We start from the raw sequence: 24,755 nt of genomic DNA on the forward strand, positions 1-24,755 counted from the left end.
AATGCGATACACAAAGCCCTTCGTCGGAAGGGCTTTGTACGTTTAACTCGTCTTCTTTTGTAAAGTGGATTTAATGATGAACCAGCGTTAAACCGCTTGGTAAAGCATCACCGAAGACACGTTTTGACTCGCTTTCTGAAAGCTCTTTCACTTCTTCAACCAGCGATACCCACGACTCAGGTACTTTGCTCTGTTTGAGTTTTGTTAGAACTTGTTCCCGGTAGTCGTCAGAAATATCGAATAATCGGTCACCCGTCTTACGACAAATCATTACGGCTGCGAAAGCGATCATTGGTTCTTTCAGCCAATTTTGTTCCAAAAGCTTAGGTAACCATTGCTCAGCTTGTTCACGAGGAATGACGTTGTGCTGACTGCCATAAAGCGGTGTGCGAGAAGCCAAACGTCCCATCGCCCACCAGTGTGCTTGTTCAAACTGGTTTTGGTTGATGGCTTTGCTTAAGAACCACGTCGCCAGCAGGACTTTATCTTCCACTTCTAGATGCTCCAGAGAGGCTGAAAGACGCACCATGGATTCGTAACCCATCTCCTGAGCCGCTTTTGCTGACTGCGGATTTTTCATCGCGCCGGGATGCAGATATTTAGCGATGTCTGCCAAAATGGTTTCTTGTTGTTCTTGGCTTAGACCGCCCGCGATACGTCGCCAGAATACCCACCAGTCTGTCCAGCCTTGATGGTTTTTGAACTGAACATTTTGTTGATACAGTCCCCAAACTTGCTCAATACGCCAAGAATCTGTTGGATCGCCAAAGCCCGGACGCAGTGCAAAGCCAGCCAAACGAAGCCAGTTTTTCTCATGTTGTTCAGAGCGACGACGACGCTTACGACCTTGCGCAAAAGTATCGAAAAGTTGACGGAGTGTGGTGAAGTCCCACTCATCGCGTTTGCCGAGTTTCTTCTCAAGATCTTTTGCTAAGGTTTTGATTTCTTTGCCTTCAGCACTTTTCTTGTTGCCGCTGTATAGACGAGCAATCAGCTCCTTGCATTCGTTCAATCTTGGATGAAGCTGAATTTCTTCACCGTCATCGGCTTGTTTATTGCGAACTTCAAATTCCAGTTCCCAACGTTTGTTGTCGTCTTCGGCACTGACACACTCCATCTTAAGAGTGCCGACTTCGGTTAACTGACACGCCAGTTGCACTTCTACGCGCTCTTTCTGGTTGGCTTGTAGCTCTGCGCCTTCACCTTCAAGTGTGGTGATGTAAGGCGGTAGCGGAGCAAACAAGTCTGGGTCAACGTCAACCATCACACCGTTTTGAATCGCCGTGTTGTTGGTTAAGGTATCGTGGGTAGAAGTCAGCAGGTTAAAGCGGACTGGCTCACCTAGGGTAAGCGAGAAACGACGACCACTTAAGCGGATCTCGTGACCTTCTTCTGTGCCTTTTGCAAGTAAACAGAGGGCTTTACCCATTTTGTTTTTTTCTTGTAGATGCAAGAAGTAAGAGCGTGCAGCACCACCGCCAATTTTCAGTTGTGCGCCACGACGCGCTTTACCAAACGCAACCGCACCTAGTGCGACCGACCAATCTGGATGTGGGTTATCTAATACCGTAACTGGTGCGCCGCGCCAGTCAGAAAGTAGGGTAGTGACACGTTCAGTTACCAGATCACTGTTGAACACGCCACCGTTCAGCAATAAGCCAACTGGGATCGCGTTTTGTTTGTCGTCTTCAATGCCAAGAGCGGCGCGAGACACTTGCTGATGTTGAGTTAAGAACTCGGCAACGTGCTTACTGACGGCTGGGTCAGCAACGTATGGAAGACCAAACTCGACAACCGCGCTGCGGCGTTTGTCTGGTACTTCACTGAAATCAGAAAGCGGGAAGAAGCCATCTAATGCGATTTGGTGCACTTCTTGTTTGCTTAGAGCAATACTCTTTGTGCCCCCAAGCAGCTTAGAACCACTGCCTAGCATGGTGATCTTTACTTCGTCAGGCGCGCTTGTTGAGAGCAGGTTTTCTTTGGCTTTACGAGTTTGTTGAATCAGCTTAGTCAGGCTTGCAGCAGTGAGTTTTTTGTTTTGATTGAAGCGACTTTCAGCAAGGTGTGCTAATGCTAAGTCGAGGTTATCACCACCTAGCATTAAGTGTTCACCAACGCCAATACGATCAAGTGCTAAGTTGTCATGAGTGAACTTAGCTTCGATAAGACTTAAGTCTGTTGTACCACCACCCACATCGCAAACAAGGATTAGTGGCAGACCTTTTAATTCGTCAGCCGCGGTTTGCTGGTGGCGTGCATACCAGTCGTAACACACCGCCTGTGGCTCTTCGAGCAAGACGATTTTTTTCAAGCCAGCAAGCTCGGCGGCTTCAAGTGTCAGTTTACGCGCGGTTTCATCAAATGATGCAGGAACGGTGACAACTACGTCTTGGTCTTCGAGTTTGTTACTTGGATGACGGTAGTTCCATGCTTGACGAATATGATTGAGGTAACTTGCGCTGGCAATAACTGGCGAGACTTTATCCACGTCTTGCGCACCAGCCCAAGGAAGAATATCTGAGTTACGATCAACCGCTTGGTGTGAGAGCCAGCTTTTCGCGCTGGATACCTGACGGCCTTCTACTTTCGCGCCTAATTCGCGAGCCCATTCACCAACGATGACATTGTTAATGTCGCCGGCAACAGGTTCGTTGTCCCAAGGAAGAGTGAGGTCAGAAGGGGAGATTTGACCTACAGCTGGATGATAGCGGAAAGAGGGCAGAAGTGGTTTACGAACGACTTCGCCCGGACCAATCAGTTGGTCAATGTCAAATAGGGATACTTCGGATTGTTCAAGGTTGTCGGTTATTTCACAGTAGGCCACCACAGTGTTTGTGGTGCCAAGGTCAATGCCAACAAGGAAACGAGGAGATGCCATACAAAACCAAACCTTCGTGTATTTAAAAACGGCACCCGATTGGATGCCGTTTGACTTCTAATTATTGTTCTTCGTTTGAGTCACTTTTCGCGTCTTCGCGCACATCGAACTCAACATGCCATTTTTGCCCGTTATCTGCGGCGATGGCTTCTAAGTAAAGCGTGCCAAGCTCTGTGACGCGAGAAGCAAGAGTTACTGGAACCACTTCACCTTCACGACGACCTTCAGATACAGGCAGCGTTACTTGGATTTCTGGTAGCTCTTCAAGCTCTTCAGGTGCCCAGTAGTCAAGGTGAGTACCTGCTAGGTCATCACGACGAACGGTTGAGCCGAAGAATTGGAAGTTAACTGGCTGACCGATGATCAAACCAAACTCTTGGCTTGGTACGTCAACGCTTGAGCCTTCTTCCATACCAAATGGTGCGACACAAAGTGCTTCCATTGGAGGCGCCATGCCCGGAATCGCTGGCATCGCACTTTCGATACCCACGTAGTACGCTGAAGCAATACCGCCACGGATACGAACACCTTGACCACGACGCACAGAGCCGTAGTAAGCCGCACCGCTAGCAACTGCAAGGTCTAGATCCACACCTGTTAGGCGTTTCGCCATTTCAGCATCTGCTTCTAGTAGCCATTCGTTGATCGTGTCTTCTAGACGAGTTGCTAGAAGTTTCGATTTCAGAACACCGCCGTTGAATAGGATTGCTGTTGGCTTGATGAAGTCAGCCGATTGCGCTGCATCCGCGCCAGGCATACCTGGCATGTTTGCAAATGGGTTGAAATCTTGAGCTTGCGCTGATTCACCACCGCTTTGCGCGTGTGCTTGCTTAGACAAGAATGCTGCAATGTGGCGAGTAATACCCGCATCTTGTGCGTAAGGCAGCCCCATTTGTGTTAGTGCACCACGGTTACGTTGAACAGGGTGGTCGGTAATCGCAACTTGAGGGAAGAAACCGTCAACTAATGTTTGTTGTACTTCTTCTTGAGTCAGTTCAGTTTTCAGCGTTGCACCAAGCAGTTTAGAACCGCGACTTGGTACAACGATTGGCACTGACTGAAGCTCGCTGTCGTTCAATAGCGCTTCTTTAGCGTCACGACATGCGTGCGTCATCGCCTGAACTTGCCATGGCTGTAGCTCTTTGCCTTCTTGCGCTAGCTTCATCTTCAAGCGGTACGCAAGTGCAAGGTCCATGTTGTCACCGCCAAGTAGGATATGTTCACCTACCGCGATACGATTCAAAGTTAGGTTGCCTTCGTCTTCTGTTACTTCAACTAAAGAAAGGTCGGTTGTACCACCACCGATATCGACCACAAGCACGATGTCGCCAACTTCAACTTCGTCGCGCCATTTGTCGTTGCTGTTATCAATCCAGTTGTAAAGCGCAGCTTGAGGCTCTTCTAGAAGCGTTAGGTGCACAAAACCAACGTTGCGTGCAGCTTCGGCTGTCAGGTCACGAGCCGCAGGATCGAAAGAAGCTGGAACCGTAATGGTAACGTCTTGATCGGCAAGTTTGTGGTTTGGATTCGCGTGATTCCAAGCGTCCTTTAGGTGCTCAAGGTATAACTCGGTTGCGCGAAGAGGGGATACTTTTTCCACTTCTTCTGGGCTACCTGCTGGTAGGAATGCGTCACGACGGTTTACACCAGCGTGGCAAAGCCAAGATTTTGCACTAGCAACTAAACGAATTGGTGTTTTTGAACCTAGGTTACGAGCAATCGCACCGACAAGTGCCTTTGGCTCGCTCGACCATGGAAGAACGCGTGATTGCGGGTTCATTTCATGCTCATGCGGCTGGTATAGGAACGAGCCTAATTGGCTGCGAGTTTCTACAGTACCCGGCGCTGTTAGCTGCGGGATAGGCATGACTTGTACACGAGCGTCTTCGTCTTGAGTATCAACGTAAGACATTACGCAGTGAGTGGTACCTAAGTCGATACCAACACTGAATTTAGGAGACTGTTGCTCTTGCGCTGTCTCTTGAGAAAGGTTTTCTTGGTTCATGTGTTCCATTACAGCTCAACCTCAGCTGGAGCAATCACAGAAGCATCGTAGTTCTCAGCCAGTTTAGGCAGGTTCATAGACGTTGCCTTCCAACCTTTGTGAACTAGAGTGCCGTGGAACGGCGCGCTGCCTGTCACGTTACCAGTTAGGCGGATTTCTTGTGGGTTGAAGCCTTCTTCAACCGTAATACGAGTTTCTTCTTCTTCGTTACGAACGTGCGCAAGTGTCACGTAATCGTTCAATACTTTTTGACCGCCAGTGTGGATAACACGAGCCGCAGCGCCTACTTCTTCATCAGAGAACGAAGTTAGGTCTTCTTTCAAGAAGTCGATTAGACGCGCTTCTTGCTGCATGATAGAAAGCAGCTGCATTGCAGAATCAGTAGAAGCTGTTGCAAGTTTTGATTCAACTTCCACCACTTTTTCTACGACTTTCTCTACTTCTACAACCTTTTCCACTTCTACGATCTTCTCGACTGGCTTTTCAACCTCGACGATTTTCTCGACAGGTTTCTCTACCACTTTCTCAATCACTTTTGATTTGCGTGATACTGCGATCAGAAGAAGCAATACGCTCGAAGCCGCAAGGCCTGCGTGCAGCATATCGAACGTTTGAGGAATTAGGTTCAAATCAATGTTCATGACGTTTTTTCTCTTTTTATTGATTGCTCGGTGCTCAGTGTTGGCTCAATTTATTGACTAAAAGCGATCGTCTTTGCGATCTTGCACCAAGTTTAGACATTAAAATGATGACGGATGGTAGCATATTCAAGGCCTAAGGCTGTAATAATTCGTGAATATACCGTACGATCAGCGTGAAAAATCAACGATTGGACTAAGCTTGGTAGGTTGCTGCTTGATGTTTATTCGCTGGTAACGCAGTATTTCCCTAAATACCGAAGTTTAACTTACGGAAATATCAGTAGACGAGATGACCACAAGCACTGCTCAAAAGAGCTTTATAAAGAGACACTCTGATTCCATTTCTGCTTTTGTAGCGGCGCTCCTCGTCACTGCAGGCGTAGTTGGTGTGGCCTACCAAATTCAGCAACGATATACCCTCGCTACTTTTGCAACCCTTGCAGATCGACAAGCTGAATCTCTAAAAGCAAATGTTGAAAATGATTTGAAATTTATCGGAGCGGGGGCCAATTTTTATCATTCTATAGACAGTTCTTATTGGTCAGCATTTCCCGTTTATGCAGAGCAGGTTATCAATAGCTCTCACAGTTTGATTGGTTTGCAGTGGATGCAACGAGTAGAGCGAGAAGATTTAGACGCGCACATTGCTAAAATGCGTCAAACATACCCAAATTACCAAATCTTTACCGTTCCAAAAGATCAGCCCAAAACCTTTGGCTACATTCTAGAAAACAACACTCCTGTTTACGTTGCAACGGACATCTACCCAAGAACCCAAGCCAACTTATCTTTACTTGGTTTTTACTTCTCTCGAAAGCGTTTTGATTTGATCTTTGACGACATCTCGACACACAAACGCGCAAATGTTTCCGATAAAGTTCGTCTGCTTCAAGACGGCTACGACAAATCCATCCCCAAATCGGGCTTGCTGGTGTATCACCCGGTTTTTGACTCCGAGAATAAAAACCTGTTGGGCGTGGTTACAGGTGTGATTCGTAGCACTGTTTATTTCGAAGAGCTGATCACCAAGACAGCGACGGAACTTGAGATGTCGGTCAGAGTGGAAGACTTAGGTTTTGATGCCTCTGATGACCCGTTTTTGTTTCAAAGTGAAAACTGGGACCGGATCAGCGGTAAAGTGATCAGCCGAACGATTCAGCTGCCTAATCGACAATGGCGAATTGATTTCAAACTTTCAGATGCCGTGTCTGCTTGGGAGCGCTCCATTTTGACGGGAACGACCATCGCAGGTCTTCTGATTGCGTTTTTGATCAGCTACATCGTTAACTTACAGTCACGAGAAAAAGAACGTTTAGCCGAAATGCTTGATATTAAGACGGTTGAACTAAAACGCATGGCCGAGTTAGACCCTCTGACGCAATTGTTGAACCGTCGCGTGTTTAACGACAATTTGCTCAATCAAATTAATAGCGGTAAACCGTTCTCTTTGGTTGGTTTCGATATTGACCACTTTAAAGTGATTAATGATAAGCACGGCCATTTGGCGGGTGATGAAGCGTTACTTCATGTCACGAAATTGGTTAATGCCAACTTAAATGCGGGTGACCGATTCTATCGCGCAGGTGGAGATGAATTTTGTATTCTTTCCACGGTGACGGACACAGAAGAGCTAGAAGCGTATCTTGAAAAATTACGCGGCATCGTGGCGAGCTCGTCATTTGACTATGAAGAGGCGTCTATAATTTGCACATTGAGTATTGGTGCGGTAGTTCATCACGACGAAGATCCGGAAAACTTGTACCACAAAATGGATGCTCAACTGTACTTAAGTAAGGAAAATGGCCGCAATACCGTGTCGATCGGTGATTAAATCAGCGCGCAAATTCGAGTTTTTCATAGTGTTGCGGTAGAATCGCACCCTTTCAAATTTACGCTAGGAACCAAGACAAGCTATGAACCATAACCGTATCGTCTGCTTCGATTTAGAAATGTGCTGCTGGAGCGAGAATGGCGTCGGCCGCACGGGAGAGATCATCGAAGTAGGGTTAGCTGAAATAGATTTGTCTAAAGGCGAGATCGTCAAGCGTGCTCAATACTACGTGAAGCCAGAACATGATGAAGTGTCACTGTTTTGTGCCGAGCTGACGGGCATCACGCCGCGTAAAATCGAAAAGCAAGGCAGACCATTGGCCGAAGTAATCAAATCTATGATTAAGAACTTTGGTGGTCGCAACAAGATTTATGCTTCTTGGGGACGTGACGATGTCATTCTTCTTGAAGAGTGTAAACAAAAAGGCATTGAAGCGCCGTTTACGGAATTCATCAATCTCGCGACGCTGTACCGTATTCAAAACCGTTTAAAAGACAAGCGGATTGGCCATCGAGCTGCGCAAGAAGCAAAAGGGATTGAGTGGGAAGGGCGTCAGCACTCGGGCTACGTGGACGCGCACAACCTAGCGAAGCTTGCGCTCACCATGCTGTAATTAATTCGTCATCCAATCATTGTTGTTTTGTCATGGATGTAGCTTAGTGTAGAAGCTGTCAAACACATTCATACCTTGACCAGTATTTTAATAACAATGTCGTTGGCTGAAGAAAAAACGCGCGTAATGCGCGTTTTTTTATTGGTAGAAAATGAGCATTGAGCACAAATTTTATTGCCACAGCGTTACTGTGATTGCAGTTTTGCTCGGATAAAATCGCTGTGGTCAACGTACAAGAGTTCTGCGGTTTTGCGAATTACGGCATCCTCAAGTGGGTCGATTTGTCCATCGGCATAAGCGACTTCCCACATGCTCTTAATCAAGTTGTAGCGAGTCTCTTGTGTGAGTTCTCGAAGCTGGGAAGTAAAATCGTACAAAGAGGTAGCGTCTTGCGTTTTTTCTTTTGCCTGAGCAAGTAACTGCTCCGATTCTTGCTCGTTTAACTCGAGCAACTTCATCAGTAAAGAACGCTTTGTGCTTTCTTCTTTTTCATCAATTAGATGATCCGCACCAGACACTTCACACAGCAGACATGCGATCGCCATGTTTGGCGACAGTGCATTGGTTTTGCTCAAATCCGAGCCGTCGATAAGTTGTTTGAACAACGAAGTAAGAGAATTAAACATAGTAAGCACCAAGCTGTTTTCTTTTAAGATGGTAATAGATACGGTAAATCTCAAGGTGTCGTATCAAATTTAGCACCGCACTGACAGGTTATTTTCCTTTATCTTCTGCGCGAGTTGGAGGGAAGTTAATCTCCTCTCCGTCGCTAGTCAGAATGCCTATGTGACTCGGTTTTCCTTCATCGTCCAAGCGTAACTCTCCGATAGCACTGTGATTAACCAAGCGATAAAAATTGTGAGTGCTTGGCGCGCGTTTGTAGATCTTCAAGCGTTTACGTTTCGTAAACCAGTTGAGAGGTGAACGCGGACTGTAAAGCATTCTGTCTAGGCCATCGCAGATCGTGAGCAGTTGCGTAGGGAACTGGTTTTTAATGCCGCTACAGGTGATTTGATAAATATTCGGGCTGTTTTTTCGATAACGCAATTTGATGTCATAGGCGAACGAGTAGTGAACGTCACCAGACAAAATCACAAAGTTGGTTGGTGTTTTGGTATGCGTAAAAATACTGATGAGCGTATTGGCACTGCCCGGATGCGCCATCCAGTTTTCGGCATCGACCATCAACGGTTTGCCAAGCATTGTTACCACACGCTGCAAGGCTTCAATGAATTTCACACCAAACATGGGAGCGGCAGAAACAATAATCACTTTGTCTTGATGCACCAGCTCTTGGTGGAAGTCAATCATCGCTTCCCAATCCATCAAACCCGATGGTTTATTCATGCGAGATTCAGACCGCCAGCGGCGAGTTCGTGTGTCGAGTACCACGACCTTTGGTGAAGTAGGGATAGTGTAATGCCATTCTTCGAAGCGATAGAGATGTTGAATAAAGGCATCTTGAGCTTGCGAAGAGGGCGCGTCGAAAAAGTGGTTCGCGTGTCGCCAAAACGTCTCGTTAAACTTTTCTGGCGCATTTCCCCAGCCTTGGCAAAGCCAGTACGCGATCAAACTGTTGCCGATAATGCGTTTTGAGAAAGCGTTGCTGTAAGCCGCTTGTTCCCAGCCGATGGTTAAGTTCCAATCGTCGGTTACGTCGTGATCATCAAAGATCATATAGGTAGGTATATGCGCGAGTAGTCTTTGTACCTTCGCCAAACCTGCAACAAAGTTATCAATTTGGACTTTTTCATCGCGCCATTGCTGTTGCCATTTTGGTTCGAGAGTTTTTCCACCAACCGTGAATGCAGTTTCCAGCAATCGGTCGCGTTGGATTAGATCCCAAAGGGTAGGTGACCAAACTAGCAGATACATCGCAAAGCATTCAGCGAAACTGATCAGGTGGTTTTCACACTCTTTCGCACTAAAAATGGGTGTGCCACGATGAGGGAACAGCTTAGTTAACAAACTACCATCATCGACATAATGTGGCAGAAGCTTATCGCGTCCATAGTAGCAATCTGGGTGTTTATACAGTGCTTTTGTATCTGCAACGGGCGCTTGCTCAAATTGCTCGTCTGGTAACCCTAGTAGCTTAACGACTTGCTCTATGGCGTCCAAAGTCGGCCCCGCTACGTGGTCTGCATAAATTTGGTCACCACTCATGATCAGCATGTCTGGTCGCTCATCAACACGTAAGCTAGCGACCTTTTCGTCTGCAGTGACTAAAGTGTCTTTACTAAAATGGTGAGGATTTCGACAAGAGCCATGAAGAACGTAATCGGCTTTCTCGCTGATCACAAACTCCAATCCTTGATGTGGATGTTGGTCTTGTTCATAGCTCAGATGTGGCAACAGCTTAGTCAATAGACCATCTTGAGTTTGAATTTGGTAGCGAAGCGGTTGATGAGTTGGGTAATCACCTTTAATGGTGAGTAAGCTTACCCACGCTCTCTGACCTATTTGGAGCTGCTGAAGTTCATCAAGTGATTGTGATGTGTATACGTTGTGAGTACTTGCATTCATTATTTCAACCACGCCTTTAAGAGGCTTGGTCGTCACTAGCCAAATGTTGATTTCAGACGCGGTAACTTTGCGTAGGACAGGCCCGGCAATAATAAGAGGAAGGGGAGTAGGTTCAGTATTGGTCAACGTTGTTGGCAAAGCGCTTCCTTATGTATCTGATTCTTCTTCTAATACTTCGATGACTTGAGAGCTGCTAAGTTCATGTCCCATTAAAAACAAACCTAACATCGCATCCGCTTTTGATGCGTTGTCACTGTCTTCATCCAGAATTTGTTGTAGGCGAGTGCGTATCAAATCTATTTCATGATCGACAAAACCACGGCCTTCTTCGTCACCTTGTCCATCTTCAGGTGCGTTATCGAAGTGCAAAAACAGGAGCTCACCATCGAGCTTGGTATCCACTAATCTTTCAGGTAGCCACTCTTCTCCCATCACGATGTCTGGGTTGGAGTTAGACGGCAAATTATTGAGGATAGAGATAAGTTCTGATGCTTTCACGTTTACTTCGTTATGTTTAAGTTCAAGCTAAACCCATAAGTGGCTGCTTTTAATGATTTTTGATGACGACATGCCTAGATTACTGGCATAGTTCGTTGTTAGGTTAACAACGCACTGAGATTATGTTCATGCCAACGTATCAAAGTGCATGACGCGAACTGTCACGCACATGACAACGTTAAGTATTGTAACGGCTAATATCGAAAGAACATAAGCTTAATTCACTGATTTTCTCCATCAACTTTGATTAAAACCCATGAAGAGATTGAAACAAGCCACTATGATGCTCCCGCTCGCTGCGGCTGTATCAACGGCTTATGCAACAGATGAGCAAACGTGGGGCATTGCTGCCATGTATCGCACGGCCTCGATTCCTTTTTACACTGCTAACGATGACTCTACGGTGAGCACCTTCGTGCCGATGATGTTTTTTGAAAATGAACATTTGTACATTAACGGACTCGAGGGCGGCGCTTTTCTGTTTAACGAAGAGGATTCTGACTGGCGAGTGAGCGCGATTACGCGTCTTCGTTTTGTCGACATTCCTAAATCCGTTCAAAACGCGTTTGAAGGTGATCGCGTCGATTTTGGTGGCCAACTGCGTTATGACTTCAATGAAAACTGGCGCGCTGAAGTGGAATTGATGACGGATGACGAGTTTCAGTTCCACTCAAACTACAGAATTGCAGCAAATTACGAGCTGGGTGATTGGGAGTTCGAACCATCTTTTACCATCCGTTATAAGGACTCTGATTTCAACAGCGAGTATTACGCTTTCAAAGATGTGACAGGGGAAAGAATCGGTGCTGGCGCAGATGCTAATCTTGGCATCAAAGCGCGTTATCACGTGATTTCTAACCTCTATTTGTTGGGCGAAACCAGCGTGACGCGCTTAGACAACGAAGCTTACAAGAGTGGAATTGTCGAAGATCGTTACCAAGGTGAAGTGTTTGTCGGTTTCGGCTTCTTTAACGACAAAGGCAAAGAGCGAAAATCTGACCTTCACAATCGTCCATATTTGCGAATTGCGCACGGCTGGGCGACGCCTTCCAATATAGGCGACATTTTCAAGTTCAACGCAGAAAAGGATGAATACGATAATCAGCTCACTTCGTTTTTCTACGGACATCCGTTAACTGATGAACTGTTTGGTTTGCCTCTTGATATCTATTTAACGCCTGGTTTGGTTCATCATTGGTCGTCGGATGTTCAGTCATCTAGTACCGAATATGTCATGGCGATTAAAGCGTATTACACCTTTAACTGGCCGACTCAATGGCGTTTTGGTGTTGCGGAAGGGATGTCTTACATCGACAACATTACCTATATCGAAGGTACAGAAATGGAAGAGAAGGGTTACACGCCAAGTAACTTGCTTAACTATCTGGACTTTTCATTGGATGTGAACGTTGGTGACCTGTTTAACCAAAATGATTGGGAGAACATGTGGGTGGGGTATTCGTTACACCACCGCTCTGCGATCTTTGAAAACGCTTCTCAATTTGGCAGAATTAAAGGCGGAAGTAACTACAACACGATTTATTTCCAATACGAGTTCTAAATACATTATTAAGCCCTGTAATCCTACAGGGCTTTTTATTATCCAATAATTGATAACAATTACTATTTTTATTCTTCTGTATTCTATTTTTTTATTTATATATTCAACTTGAATTAGTAAATATTATCTATTTTACCTAGCTCTGACCTATTCATATTTCATTAATAAAAAATCGTAAAATGAAATATAAGATTACGCATCGTGCCATTTATAAATTGATAGTGGTCAAACTTATTAACCATTAAATCTACAAGGATATCGATAGTGGTTTCTTGTCGGGCTTTAGTTGCTCAAGGCCTGATAAGTAAAGCTTGATTAATAGATCTTAGAAATGTCACTTTGACCTCAAAGTGTTTTAGATATTTTCAAATCATGCCTATTTTGAAAATACGATCTCTATATCTTATTTGTTTCTAATTAGTGTTCTTTCCCCACTTGTTATTAATTAAGCGCCACTCCCAATTTTAAATGCACTTAGGAAAAAACCATGAGTCAAAATGGTAAGTTTAATATTACTCGGCGTGATGCTTTAAAGGGCGGTTCTGCACTTGGCGCTTTAGCGTTAGCAGGAAACGCGCTTTCTCTCCCGTTTGCAACTAAAGCGGTTGCCAAAGAAACGCCAGCAAAACCCAATGAAAAAATTGTCTGGTCGGCATGTACCGTAAACTGTGGTTCTCGTTGTCCGCTTCGTATGCACGTGGTCGATGGTGAAATTAAATGGGTAGAAACCGATAACACGGGTGATGATGTGTATAACCACAATCATCAAGTTCGTGCTTGTTTGCGTGGTCGCTCTATGCGTCGCCGTGTTTACTCGCCAGACCGTTTGAAATACCCACTTCTTCGCGTTGGTAAACGTGGTGAAGGTAAGTTCAAACGCATTACTTGGGACGAAGCCTTTGACCTCATCGGTGACAACCTAAAACGCATCATTAAAGACTACGGTAATGACGCGGTTTACTTAAACTACGGTACGGGTACCTTGGGTGGTACGGTAACTAAGAGCTGGGATCCGAGCGCGACATTGGTTGCACGTATGATGAACCTTTGTGGTGGTTACCTGAATCACTACGGCGACTACTCAGCAGCGAACATCGAATGTATGTCTGAGTACTTCTACGGCACTTGGGTAGACAACAACTCGATTGACGACGTGCAAAACGCAGATCTTTGTCTGATGTTTGGTAACAACCCCGCCGAGACGCGTATGTCGGGCGGTGGTCAAATCCACAACTACGTGGACGCAAAAAATATTAGCCACACACGTACGATCTGTATCGACCCTCGTTACACCGATACTGCCGCTGGCCGTGAAGACCAATGGATTCCTATCAAACACGGTACCGATGCGGCCCTTGTCGCTGCTATCGCCCATGTACTGATCAGCGAAGATAGAGTCGACCAAGACTTCCTTGACCGCTACTGTGTGGGTTACGACCGTAAAACTCTGCCAGCATCAGCGCCAGAAAATGGCAGCTACAAAGATTACATCATGGGCACAGGTCCGGATGGTATCGAGAAAACGCCGGAGTGGGCACAACCAATCACAGGTATTCCTGCTGATGTGATCTTGAAACTTGCGCGTGAAATCGGCGATGCAAAACGTATTTACATCACGCAAGGTTGGGGTCTACAACGCTCTGCAAACGGTGAGCAAGCATGTAAAGCGATCATGATGCTGTCTCTGCTTCGTGGTCAGGTTGGTCTACAAGGCGGTGGTACTGGTGCGCGTGAGGGTAACCACTCTTACCCATTCCAACGCTTCCCGAAAGTGCCAAACCCAATCAGCGCTTCTATCCCAATGTTCCTTTGGACAGACGCGATTTTCCGTGGCACTGAGATGACCGAGCTTACTGATGGCATCAAAGGTGTTCAGAAGCTGCAAAATAACATCAAGTTCATCTGGAACTACGCGGGTAACTGTCTGATTAACCAACACTCAGACATCAACCGCACACACGACATTCTTCAAGATGAAAAAGCGTGTGAAATGATTGTGGTGATCGACAACCACATGACGTCTTCTGCGAAGTATGCCGATATCGTACTGCCAGACTGTACAACGTCCGAGCAATCAGATTTCTGTATGGATGGTGCGGCAGCGTCAATGCCTTACTTCATCTTTGCAAGCCAAGCGATTCAACCTCGTTTCGAATGTAAGCCAATCTACGACATCATGTCTGGCGTGGCGAAGCGTATGGGCGTGTTTGATGAATTTACTGAAGGTCGCACTCAAGAAGAGTGGCTGCAATGGATGTACGCTCAGACCGTCAAACAAAACAACGATCCAAACCTGCCGTCTTACGATGAGATGAGAAAACAGGGTATCTACAAGAAGCAGTTCGATCGTCCACATGTGGCGTTTGAAGACTTCCGTCGTGACCCAGAAGCGAATCCGTTGCCTTCACCGTCAGGTAAGATTGAGATCTACTCAGAGACCCTCGCGAAGATCAACGAAGAATGGGAACTGGACGAAGATGAATCCATCACACCGTTGCCAGAATATGTTTCGACATTCAACGGCTGGGATTCGCCAGATCGTAAAGAGTTCCCACTTCAACTAACGGGCTTCCACTACAAATCGCGCGCGCACTCAACGTACGGCAACGTGGACATCCTAAAAGCAGCAGCTCCACAAGAGCTTTGGATCAACCCAGTCGATGCCGCTTCTCGCAACATTGATAACGGCGATTTGGTGAGCGTTCGTAGCAAGTTCGGCGAAATGAACGTTCGCGTAAAAGTGACCCCACGCATCATGCCGCATGTTGTTGGCTTAGGTGAGGGGGCATGGTACGCACCAAACGCAAAAGGTGTTGACCAAGCGGGTTCAATCAACGTGCTGACAACACAACGTCCGAGCCCGTTGGCAAAATCGAACCCGAGCCATACCAACCTCGTTGAAGTGACGCTAATTAAGAAAATGGGGGCTAAATAATGAGCACAGCGAAACAGTATGGCTTTTACATTGATTCAAGCAAATGTACTGGCTGCAAAACATGTCAGCTCTCTTGTAAAGACAATAAAGATCTGGGGGTCGACCGTAACTTCCGTCGTGTTTACGAATACGTAGGCGGCAACTGGACAGAAGAAAACGGCGCGTTCCGTCAAAACGTGTTTGCGTACTACTTATCGATCTCTTGTAACCACTGTACTAACCCAGCGTGTACCAAGGTTTGTCCATCTGGTGCAATGCACAAGCGTGAAGAAGACGGCTTTGTCGTTGTCGATGAAAGCGTGTGTATCGGCTGTAAATCTTGTCATATGGCATGTCCTTACGGCGCGCCTCAATACAGCGAAGAAAAAGGTCACATGACCAAGTGTGATGGCTGTTACGAACGTGTCGCAGAAGGCTTAATGCCAGTGTGTGTTGATAGCTGTCCATTACGTGCGATTGAGTTTGGTCCAATTGATGAGCTGCGTGCGAAATACGGTTCAAATGCGGATGTGGCACCACTGCCAGATTCTCGCATTACTAGCCCAAACCTGATCGTGAAGCTAAATCCAAATGGTCGACCAACCAATGACCGCACTGGTTTCCTACAGAATCCAAGAGAGGTGAAATAATGTTATACGAAGCACCATTAGTTGCCTTTACGGTTCTTGCTCAAACAGCGGTTGGCGCGCACTTAACGGTTAACGCGTTCGAGAAATTCGGTAAGCCACCACGCGTGACAGAACCTCGTATGAACATCGCTCGTTTCGCTATTTTGGTTGTAATGGGATTGGGTTTCTTGTTCTCAACTACGCACTTGGGTAGCCCACTTCGTGCCTTCAACGCATTAAACCGTGTTGGTAGTGCGGCGCTATCTAACGAGATCTTAACGGGTGCAAGTTTTCTGTCTTTAGCGGGTTTGTACTGGTTGCTTACGATTCTAAAAATCGGTAGCGAAGGCGTTCGCAAAATTGTGAACTGGTTGTCTATCGCGGTTGGCGTGATTTTCATGTTCGCGATGGCAAATGTTTACCAAATCGAAACGGTTCCAGCATGGTACTCACCAATGACAACGGTTGCGTTTTGGTTCACGGTTGTGACTTCGGGCCTGATGTTTGGTTACACGCTGATCAACGTATTGGACGTGACGGCTGAGAAAACTAACCGTCGCCTAATGTGGGCAGGTGTGAGTTTGATTGCGTTGAACCTAGCTTTCACAGTGATGCAAACCATTCACTTCGCAGGTATCTCAACCGCGATTCACAGTGGCTTAGATCAAATTACCATGCTATCTGGCTATGTTGCCGGTCATGTGCTGTTGCTTGTGGTTGCTGCTGCTCTTTGGGTATTCGTTGAGTTGTTTACCGCAGAAGGTCGTCAGAAGAACTTGCTGGTTATCGTGGCATTCGTTGCCTTGTTCGTTGCAGAGATTCTAGGTCGCAACGTGTTTTACGGCATGCACTTTACATCTGGTTTGTACTAATAACCGTTATTTGTACTGATAACCATGAATAGAGTGGGGCGAGTGTTCGTCCCACCTCTTTTCCGTTTCATTTAATCGAAGAATAAAAACACCAGTCATCAAAGGTACTTCATGCAAATTTCTCAACTTGAACCACAAGATACCAGCATCGTTCTTAAGCTGTTTGGAGCACTGTTTTACTACCAGCCTAAAGATTACCCAGCGGCAAATCTCAATACGTTGCTGAGCAATACAGATACACCAATCGAAGCGCTTAATGACATGTTACGCAGCTTCCAAAACGAGAGCGAAGAGGCACTGCAAATGGAGCACGATCGCATGTTTGCTGGTATTGGTGAGATGCAAGCGCCACCTTGGGGATCGGCTTATCTAGATAAAGAGGCGGTGTTGTTTGGTGAATCAACCATTGAATATCGTTACTTTTTGCAGCGTTGTGGTTTTTCTTTGGAATCTGACCAACGTGAACCAGAAGATCAAATCGGCTTGATGCTGATGGTGTTAGGCATGTTGATTGAAACTGAACAGCAAAAACTGGCGGCTGAAATGCTACGCGAACACTTGATGACATGGTTTGGCTTTTTCAATAAGCGCTTCAAAAAAGCGGTGACTCTCACGCCTTACTCAAAACTGTCGAACCTTACTGAAGAGTTACTTCAATCCCTGAGTGAACAATACCAAGTCGTTGTGCCTGCAAAGAGAGATTACTCGGATGCGCCAGTCTGAATCGGTTGATCTAAGCAAGCGGCGTTTGTTTTCGTTCCGTCGTGCGCCAGTTGAACAAGCTCAAGAGCCTCGTGTTAAAGCGAGACCGCCGTATGCGGTGGAAGAGTCGATGTTCACTCGGCTTTGTGATGGATGCGGAAAGTGCGCTTCTGCATGTCCAAGCCAAATCATAGAAATGGTTGATGGCGTTGCCGCGTTAGACATCAGTTACTCGGCATGTGATTTATGCGGTGAGTGTAAGTCGGCGTGTCCTACATTGGCGCTTTCAAACCAAACAGAGTCTACAGGCTTGATTGCAACTATCTCGAACAGCTGCGAAAACTTATACGGTTATTGCGGCAGTTGCGAGGACAGTTGCCCTTACGATGCATTGCAATGGCAAGACGATGCCAAACCCAAAATTGATGCTGCCAAATGCAAAGGTTGTGGGCAATGTGCGCAAAGCTGTTACACCAGCATGATCAGCTTTGACTTAAAACGATAAAAAAGGGATTGGCGTAAACCAATCCCTTTTCGTTTGTATTCTTTTTGTCGTTGAACTTATGCCATTGTGGCAAGTTGGCTTTGCGCTTCTAAAATGCCTTTCGATGCTGCATCCTCACCCATGTTCAGCGCCTCTGCGTAAACAAATTCCACATCAGTGATTCCTACAAAACCCAGTACAGTGCGTAGGTATGGCGTCACGTTGTCGGTTGGTGAATCTTTATGGATACCACCGCGCGTCGTTACTACGATCGCTTTCTTACCTTCAATCAAACCTTGAACGCCGTTTTCTGTGTATTTGAATGTCACGCCTGCACGAGCAATCAAATCAATCCAGTTTTTAAGCTGAGTCGGAATGGTGAAGTTGTACATTGGTGCAGCGATAACCAAAGTGTCTGCGGCCTTTACTTCTTCAATCAAGGTATCAGACAAGTCGACAACCACTTGTTGTTCTTGTGAAAGATCTTCCGTTGCGCGAAGTGCAGTGGCAACGGCGAAGTCCAAAACTGGCAGTGGGTTTGCAGCCAAATCACGAACGGTCAGTTTGTCTTGGTCTACATTTTTGATGAAGTCTTCAACCAATTTGTTTGATTGAGAGTAATCGCCAAGGATGCTTGATTTTAGAGCTAGTACACGAGACATAATGGTTATTCCTTAAATAAGTGCTTTCGACTACGGGAGCCATTATAAGCAAGGTAAGTGAGTTCAAAAGCCTAGCGATTCGCTTAACATGTTCGAAAAAATTGAATGAGCTTTCGGTTATCTTGTTGCAGACCTTGTGTGATACAATCCGCGCAGTTTTTGTAATGAAAAGAATAGGAAACGCTTTGACTTCGTCACAGCCCCCAAAAAAGACCCCCGCTGAAGAGCAAGCGACACCGTCAAATGGTGCGCAAAAGGCGACAGCGAAACAAGCTCAAACACCTCAGGCTCAAGTGAACAGCGCGGCATCTCTGCGTAAAGCACTGAATCAGTGCATGATGCGCGACCGTTTTCGTTTGAGTAAAAGAATCTCTGGTGCAAGCAAAATTAAGAAGGACGCAGCGCGTAACGCTGTGTTTGATGAAATCGCATTAGACATTGCTAAATCGATGATGGTTGCGGAACAACGCAGCAGCTACAAGCCAACGATTGAATACCCAGAAATCCTGCCAGTCAGCCAAAAACGCGACGACATTGCGAAAGCGATCGAAGAAAACCAAGTGGTTATCGTTGCGGGTGAAACCGGCTCAGGTAAAACCACTCAGCTACCAAAAATCTGTGCTGAGCTTGGTCGCGGTAAGTTTGGTCTGATTGGCCACACTCAGCCTCGTCGTCTTGCGGCGCGTTCGGTTGCGAACCGTATTGCCGAAGAGATGGAAACCAAGCTGGGTGAGTTTGTTGGTTACAAGGTTCGATTCAACGACCAGATCTCTGAAAACACCCAAATCAAATTGATGACAGACGGTATCTTACTGGCTGAGATTCAACACGACCGTTTCTTGAATCAATACGACACCATCATTATCGATGAAGCGCACGAGCGCAGCCTTAACATCGATTTCATCTTGGGTTACTTGAAAGAGTTGCTACCACGTCGTCCTGATTTGAAAGTGATCATCACGTCGGCAACCATCGACCCAGAGCGTTTTTCAAAACACTTCAACAATGCACCAATTATTGAAGTGTCAGGTCGTACTTACCCAGTAGAAACGCGTTACCGCCCACTAAGTGGTGATGACGACAACGATCGTGACCAGCTTGAAGGTATTTTCGAAGCGGTAGACGAACTGTGTGATGAAGGTCTAGGTGACATCCTGATCTTCATGAACGGTGAGCGTGAAATCCGTGATACCGCTGATGCACTGTCTAAACGTAACCTGAAGAGCACGGAAATCGTGCCGCTTTACGCGCGCTTGTCGGCGGGTGAGCAGAACAAGATTTTCCAACCTCATGCTGGTCGTCGAATTGTACTGGCAACCAACGTTGCCGAAACCTCGTTAACGGTTCCGGGCATCAAGTACGTTATCGATCCGGGTACAGCGCGTATTAGCCGTTACAGTTACCGTACTAAAGTACAGCGTCTACCAATTGAGCCAATTTCTCAGGCGAGCGCGAACCAACGTAAAGGTCGTTGTGGTCGTGTGGAAGAGGGTATCTGTATCCGTCTGTACTCAGAGGAAGATTTTGAGTCACGTCCGGAGTTTACTGATCCTGAGATCCTGCGTACTAACCTAGCATCGGTTATCTTGCAGATGACGGCACTTGGCTTGGGCGACATTCAAGCGTTTCCATTTGTGGAAGCGCCGGATAAACGCAACATCCAAGACGGTGTTCGCTTGTTGGAAGAGCTTGGTGCGATTAACGCCGAAGCGAAGGACGCGAAAAAACGCTTAACCAGCATTGGTCGCCAATTGGCTCGCTTGCCTATCGACCCGCGTCTCGCGCGCATGGTTTTGGAAGCACCAAAATATGGTGCACTAAAAGAAGTGATGATCATCGCAGCGGCATTGTCGATTCAAGATCCGCGCGAGCGTCCTTCAGACAAACAACAATCGTCAGATGATAAACATCGTCGTTTCTTCCATGAAGAGTCGGATTTCCTGACATTTGTGAACTTGTGGGATTACATCCAGAAGCAGCAGAAAGCGTTGACGGGTAACCAATTCCGCAAACAATGTAAGCAAGATTACTTGAACTACTTGCGCGTACGTGAGTGGCAAGATGTGTACTTCCAGATTCACCAATCTATGCGTGAAATGGAATTCAAACTTAACGATGAGCCTGCGTCTTACCATGGCGTACACAGTGCGATTCTGGTTGGTTTGTTGTCGCACATTGGTATGAAAGACCAAGAGAAGAATGAATACCAAGGCGCGCGTAACGCTCGTTTTCATATCTTCCCGGCATCGGGGCTGTTCAAGAAGCAACCTAAGTGGATTATGTCGGCTGAGCTGGTGGAAACCTCAAAACTTTGGGGTCGTATCATCGCCAAGATTCAACCGGAGTGGATCGAGCCATTAGCCAAGCACCTTATCAAGCGCAGTTACAGCGAACCGCATTGGTCGAAGAAACGCGCGGCGGTGATGGCGCATGAAAAAGTCATGCTTTACGGCGTACCAATCGTACCGAAACGTTTGGTGAACTACGGCAGTATCGATCCTACCGTTAGCCGCGAAATCTTTATTCGTAGTGCATTGGTTGAAGGTGAGTGGGAAACCAAACACGCGTTCTTCAAGCAAAACCGTAAGCTTTTGCAAGAAGTGGAAGAGCTTGAACACAAATCTCGTCGTCGTGACATCTTGGTGGATGATGATGAGCTATTTGATTTTTATGACCAACGCGTTGGTACCGAAGTGGTGTCTGGTAAGCATTTCGATACATGGTGGAAAAAGGCATCGAAAGAAAATCCGGAACTGCTGAACTTTGAAAAAGAGATGCTATTCAAGGGCGATGCTAGTCATGTCACCGATTTGGATTACCCGAACTTCTGGCATCAGAATGGTTTGAAGCTCAAGTTGAGTTACCAGTTTGAACCGGGTGATGATAGTGACGGTGTAACCGTACACTTGCCGTTGCCGATTTTAAACCAAGTCGAACCAGCAGGTTTTGACTGGCAGATCCCGGGGTTACGCCATGAGCTTGTGGTGAGTTTGATTAAGTCTCTGCCGAAGACAATTCGTAAGAACTTTGTGCCGGCACCGAACTATGCGGATGCGTTTTTAGCACGCGTAACACCAATGGAAGCGCCGCTGCTGGACTCGCTAGAAAAAGAACTGCGCCGTATGACGGGCGTAGAAGTGCTGCGTGAAGATTGGAACTTAGAACAAGTGCCTGAGCACTTGAAAGTCACGTTCCGCGCGGTTGATCATCGAAATCGCAAGCTGAAGGAAAACAAAGATCTTCATGAACTGAAAGAAAGCTTGAAAGACAAAGTTCAAGAAACGCTTTCCAAAGTCGCGGATGACGATATCGAACAACAAGGCCTGCATACGTGGAGCTTTGGCGAACTGCCGAAAGTGTATCAACAAAAACGTGGCGGCTACGATGTAAAAGCGTATCCGGCGCTTGTTGATACTAAAGACAGCGTTGAGATCAAACTCTACGAAACCGAATTTGAGCAGATCACCGCAATGCGCGCTGGTCAGCGCCGCTTAATTTTGTTGAACGTACCGTCGCCAATTAAATATTTGCACGCAAACTTGCCGAACAAATCGAAGCTGGGTCTGTACTTTAACCCTTACGGCAAAGTGCTTGATCTGATTGATGACTGTATTGCCTGTGGTGTCGATAAGCTTATTGAAGAGCAGGGCGGTTTGGTTTGGGAGCCTGAGAAGTTTGAAGCGTTGAAAGAACACGTTCGCGCTGAACTGGGTGATACCGTGGTAGAAATTGCCAAACAGGTAGAAACCATTCTGACGACGGCTTTCAACATCAACAAAAAGCTGAAAGGCAAGATTGATTTCACCATGGCGTTTGCGTTGTCGGACATCAAAGCGCAAATCGAAAGCTTGATTTTTAAAGGCTTTGCAACGGAATGTGGCTGGAAACGTCTGCCTGATATTCTTCGCTACATGCGTGCAATTGAGCGCCGCATGGAGAAATTGCCGATCGATCCGAACAAAGACCGTTTGCACATGCTGAAAGTGGAATCTGTCACCAAGGATTACAAAGAGTTGCTGAATAAGATCCCGAAAGGGATGGTGATTCCAGAAAATGTGAAAGAAATCCGCTGGATGATTGAGGAGCTTCGAGTGAGCTACTTTGCTCAACAATTAGGCACTCCATATCCGGTTTCTGATAAACGAATCAAAAACGCGATTGATGCTTGTTAATCAACAAGTAAAATGGCGCTGTGGTTTGTTGTAAACGATGAATAAGTTACTGGTACAGTAATTGCTAGTAACTTGTCACGTGTTGTTTTTAGTTCTCGGGAGGCAATGGTTCGCCTCCCTTGTATTTGCAGTACCAACGTCTGATTTGCAAGACGTGGGGAATAATAAAGAGTAAAGGTAGATGATGAAAAAAACTCTATTAGCAGTGGCGCTACTTGGCGCATCTTCTGCGGCAATGGCAGATTCTTGGATTTACGGCGGTGCAACTGTTGGTCAATCTGACTACAAAGGCGAGACAGATACGTCTTACTCTGTGCACGTAGGTACAGGTATTCTACCTATCATCGGTATTGAAGCGGGTGTAACTCAACACGGTGAGTTTAACGTAAACGGCCAAGATACTAAGCTGACTTCTTACTACGCTGCACTTAAGCCAAGCATCGATTTTGGCCCACTGCACGTTTACGCGAAAGGTGGTATCCACCAGTGGGATAAGAAAGTAAAAGGCGGCAAAGACGATGATGATTTCGATCTAATGTACGGTGTAGGCGCTGAGTACTTCATTTTTGGTCCAATGTCTGTTGGTGCTAGCTACATGAACTACACTGCGGGCAAAGACGACATCGGTACGTTCTCTGTTAACGCGACATTGCACTTCCTATAATCATCCATTCAAGATGATGCAAATTCTGAACACCGGCATTGCGCCGGTGTTTTTTTTGTCTATTGATAATCCTAACTGCTCTTAATTCTACTATTCACCTGAATTGATATCACACAAACAAAATCTGAACATAAATTATTCACTTTTTGATCTTAAATTCGCCATGCCTTCCAATATATAGTGACGAGTAGGTGCGCATGTATGCGTAATGTTCCGTTCAGGAATCGAACAGGAAGGTATAACTATGAAAACAAAACTCTCGTTATTGGCTTTGGCGTTGTGTTCAACATCAGTGCTTGCTGACTCATGGATTTATGCAGGCGGCCAAATTGGTCAATCAGATATTGATGGCGAAAACGACACAACGTATGGCGTGCATGTCGGAACGGGGATTCTGCCATTAATCGGTATCGAAGTCGGTTATTTCAACCACGGTAAAGTCGACTTGTCTTTCGGTGGCAACAAAGGGGATGCGGATTTCACTTCGTTCTATTTAGCGGCGAAACCAAGCATCGATTTTGGTCCGCTACATGTGTATGCCAAAGGCGGCATTAATGCATTCAATGTCGATTACAATGGCGGATTAAGCTCGGTCAGCAAAGATGATGGCGTGTCTTACATGTATGGCGTCGGCGCAGAATATTTCTTGTTAGACAATATCTCTGTTGGTGCAAGTTACCAATCATTTGGCGTGGATATCAATGGGGACAGCGATAACCTAAGCAGTTTTACGGGCAACGTGACTTTCCATTTCTTGTAAACCGCAAACTTCCCGATCTTCTTTATCCAACTCACCCTTCACAGTTGGTCGAAAAACTCCACCTACCTCAAAATGGTCTCGCACTTATGTGCGAAGCCATTTCTTTTGTTCTGAATACCGTTTGACCTTGTTGATTGAAGGTTTTCCTCTGTGTATTCCAATTTTGAAAAATAGTTAGATGTCGTAGTTTATTTCTGTGAGTTGAAGATGCTTGTTTGGCGTTTATTTGCTGTAAATATGCAATAAAAGTGTCATTTTTGCATAAATTTGTGATTGGTGATAAACTTCGCATCGTTTTTAAAGTTTAGAGTTCAAATTAATGGAGGGCGGTATTGGAGTTCTT

At 46.1% G+C, this 24,755-nt stretch carries 18 protein-coding genes; 11 read left to right on the forward strand and 7 right to left on the reverse strand.

Annotated elements, in window-relative coordinates; translation table 11 throughout:
* Window positions 1-70: 70 nt before the first annotated feature.
* The 3 genes from OU793_RS05670 to OU793_RS05680 all read right to left on the reverse strand — a co-directional run bounded on the left by OU793_RS05670 (window position 71) and on the right by OU793_RS05680 (window position 5,524).
* A complete protein-coding gene (locus tag OU793_RS05670) occupies window positions 71-2,878 on the reverse strand; it encodes an Hsp70 family protein (RefSeq protein ID WP_140103722.1) in 2,808 nt (935 codons plus the stop codon).
* A gap of 61 nt (window positions 2,879-2,939) precedes the next feature.
* The gene (locus tag OU793_RS05675) at window positions 2,940-4,892 is read right to left on the reverse strand and encodes an Hsp70 family protein (protein WP_017448505.1); all 1,953 of its coding nucleotides are present in this window, start codon (window positions 4,890-4,892) and stop codon (window positions 2,940-2,942) included.
* A complete protein-coding gene (locus OU793_RS05680; RefSeq protein WP_005454971.1) occupies window positions 4,892-5,524 on the reverse strand; it encodes a DUF2760 domain-containing protein in 633 nt (210 codons plus the stop codon). Before OU793_RS05680 ends, OU793_RS05675 begins: the two co-directional genes overlap by 1 nt.
* A 289-nt stretch (window positions 5,525-5,813) precedes the next feature.
* Between OU793_RS05680 and OU793_RS05685 the strand changes: the two genes are divergently transcribed.
* Both OU793_RS05685 and OU793_RS05690 read left to right on the forward strand, forming a co-directional pair.
* Window positions 5,814-7,355: a sensor domain-containing diguanylate cyclase gene (locus OU793_RS05685; RefSeq protein ID WP_140103723.1), complete on the forward strand. Its 1,542-nt coding sequence runs from the start codon at window positions 5,814-5,816 to the stop codon at window positions 7,353-7,355.
* Window positions 7,356-7,437: 82 nt separating this feature from the next.
* Entirely contained in the window at window positions 7,438-7,968 is a 531-nt protein-coding gene (locus OU793_RS05690; protein WP_005454828.1) for a 3'-5' exonuclease, read from the forward strand.
* 185 nt (window positions 7,969-8,153) lie between these two features.
* Here OU793_RS05690 and OU793_RS05695 read toward each other — a convergent pair whose 3' ends face one another.
* The 3 genes from OU793_RS05695 to OU793_RS05705 form a co-directional block, all read right to left on the reverse strand.
* Window positions 8,154-8,594 (reverse strand): TerB family tellurite resistance protein, encoded by a 441-nt coding sequence (locus OU793_RS05695; RefSeq protein WP_005454910.1) that lies wholly within the window; start codon window positions 8,592-8,594, stop codon window positions 8,154-8,156.
* An 88-nt stretch (window positions 8,595-8,682) separates the two neighbouring features.
* On the reverse strand, window positions 8,683-10,632 hold the full coding sequence (locus tag OU793_RS05700) for an alkaline phosphatase D family protein (protein WP_140103724.1): 1,950 nt from the start codon (window positions 10,630-10,632) through the stop codon (window positions 8,683-8,685).
* Window positions 10,633-10,641: 9 nt separating this feature from the next.
* A complete protein-coding gene (locus OU793_RS05705) occupies window positions 10,642-10,992 on the reverse strand; it encodes a hypothetical protein (protein ID WP_015296697.1) in 351 nt (116 codons plus the stop codon).
* A 280-nt stretch (window positions 10,993-11,272) separates the two neighbouring features.
* Here OU793_RS05705 and OU793_RS05710 point away from each other — a divergent pair, with 280 nt between their 5' ends.
* From OU793_RS05710 to OU793_RS05735, 6 genes are all read left to right on the forward strand, one after another.
* The gene (locus OU793_RS05710) at window positions 11,273-12,553 is read left to right on the forward strand and encodes a MipA/OmpV family protein (RefSeq protein WP_236578046.1); all 1,281 of its coding nucleotides are present in this window, start codon (window positions 11,273-11,275) and stop codon (window positions 12,551-12,553) included.
* A 487-nt stretch (window positions 12,554-13,040) separates the two neighbouring features.
* Window positions 13,041-15,488: a DmsA/YnfE/YnfF family dimethyl sulfoxide reductase gene (locus tag OU793_RS05715; protein ID WP_140103162.1), complete on the forward strand. Its 2,448-nt coding sequence runs from the start codon at window positions 13,041-13,043 to the stop codon at window positions 15,486-15,488.
* Complete coding sequence (locus OU793_RS05720) at window positions 15,488-16,117, forward strand: DMSO/selenate family reductase complex B subunit (protein ID WP_005454919.1); 630 nt, start codon at window positions 15,488-15,490, stop codon at window positions 16,115-16,117. The genes OU793_RS05715 and OU793_RS05720 overlap by 1 nt, the downstream gene beginning before the upstream one ends.
* Complete coding sequence (locus OU793_RS05725) at window positions 16,117-16,968, forward strand: DmsC/YnfH family molybdoenzyme membrane anchor subunit (RefSeq protein WP_021486709.1); 852 nt, start codon at window positions 16,117-16,119, stop codon at window positions 16,966-16,968. Before OU793_RS05720 ends, OU793_RS05725 begins: the two co-directional genes overlap by 1 nt.
* A 111-nt stretch (window positions 16,969-17,079) precedes the next feature.
* Complete coding sequence (locus tag OU793_RS05730; protein WP_029832456.1) at window positions 17,080-17,691, forward strand: molecular chaperone; 612 nt, start codon at window positions 17,080-17,082, stop codon at window positions 17,689-17,691.
* Window positions 17,678-18,175, forward strand: coding sequence for a 4Fe-4S binding protein (locus OU793_RS05735; protein ID WP_045545146.1), 498 nt, complete (start codon window positions 17,678-17,680; stop codon window positions 18,173-18,175). The genes OU793_RS05730 and OU793_RS05735 overlap by 14 nt, the downstream gene beginning before the upstream one ends.
* Before the next feature lie 56 nt (window positions 18,176-18,231).
* Here the strand turns inward: OU793_RS05735 and OU793_RS05740 are convergent, their stop codons facing one another.
* Window positions 18,232-18,816: an FMN-dependent NADH-azoreductase gene (locus tag OU793_RS05740; RefSeq protein ID WP_005495130.1), complete on the reverse strand. Its 585-nt coding sequence runs from the start codon at window positions 18,814-18,816 to the stop codon at window positions 18,232-18,234.
* Between the two features lie 185 nt (window positions 18,817-19,001).
* On the opposite strand from OU793_RS05740, the gene hrpA reads away from it, so the two are divergent.
* From hrpA to OU793_RS05755, 3 genes are all read left to right on the forward strand, one after another.
* Window positions 19,002-22,988 carry an ATP-dependent RNA helicase HrpA gene (hrpA, locus tag OU793_RS05745; protein ID WP_025499062.1) on the forward strand — a complete coding sequence of 1,329 codons (3,987 nt, stop codon included), beginning with the start codon at window positions 19,002-19,004 and terminating at the stop codon, window positions 22,986-22,988.
* Window positions 22,989-23,172: 184 nt separating this feature from the next.
* Window positions 23,173-23,652 (forward strand): outer membrane beta-barrel protein, encoded by a 480-nt coding sequence (locus tag OU793_RS05750; protein WP_005483427.1) that lies wholly within the window; start codon window positions 23,173-23,175, stop codon window positions 23,650-23,652.
* A 244-nt stretch (window positions 23,653-23,896) separates the two neighbouring features.
* Complete coding sequence (locus OU793_RS05755) at window positions 23,897-24,412, forward strand: outer membrane beta-barrel protein (RefSeq protein WP_005454858.1); 516 nt, start codon at window positions 23,897-23,899, stop codon at window positions 24,410-24,412.
* Window positions 24,413-24,755 lie beyond the last annotated feature (343 nt).

Origin of the sequence: Vibrio sp. VP6, from assembly GCF_028823755.1 — a bacterium.
In the GTDB taxonomy this organism is placed as follows: Bacteria; Pseudomonadota; Gammaproteobacteria; order Enterobacterales; family Vibrionaceae; genus Vibrio; species Vibrio parahaemolyticus.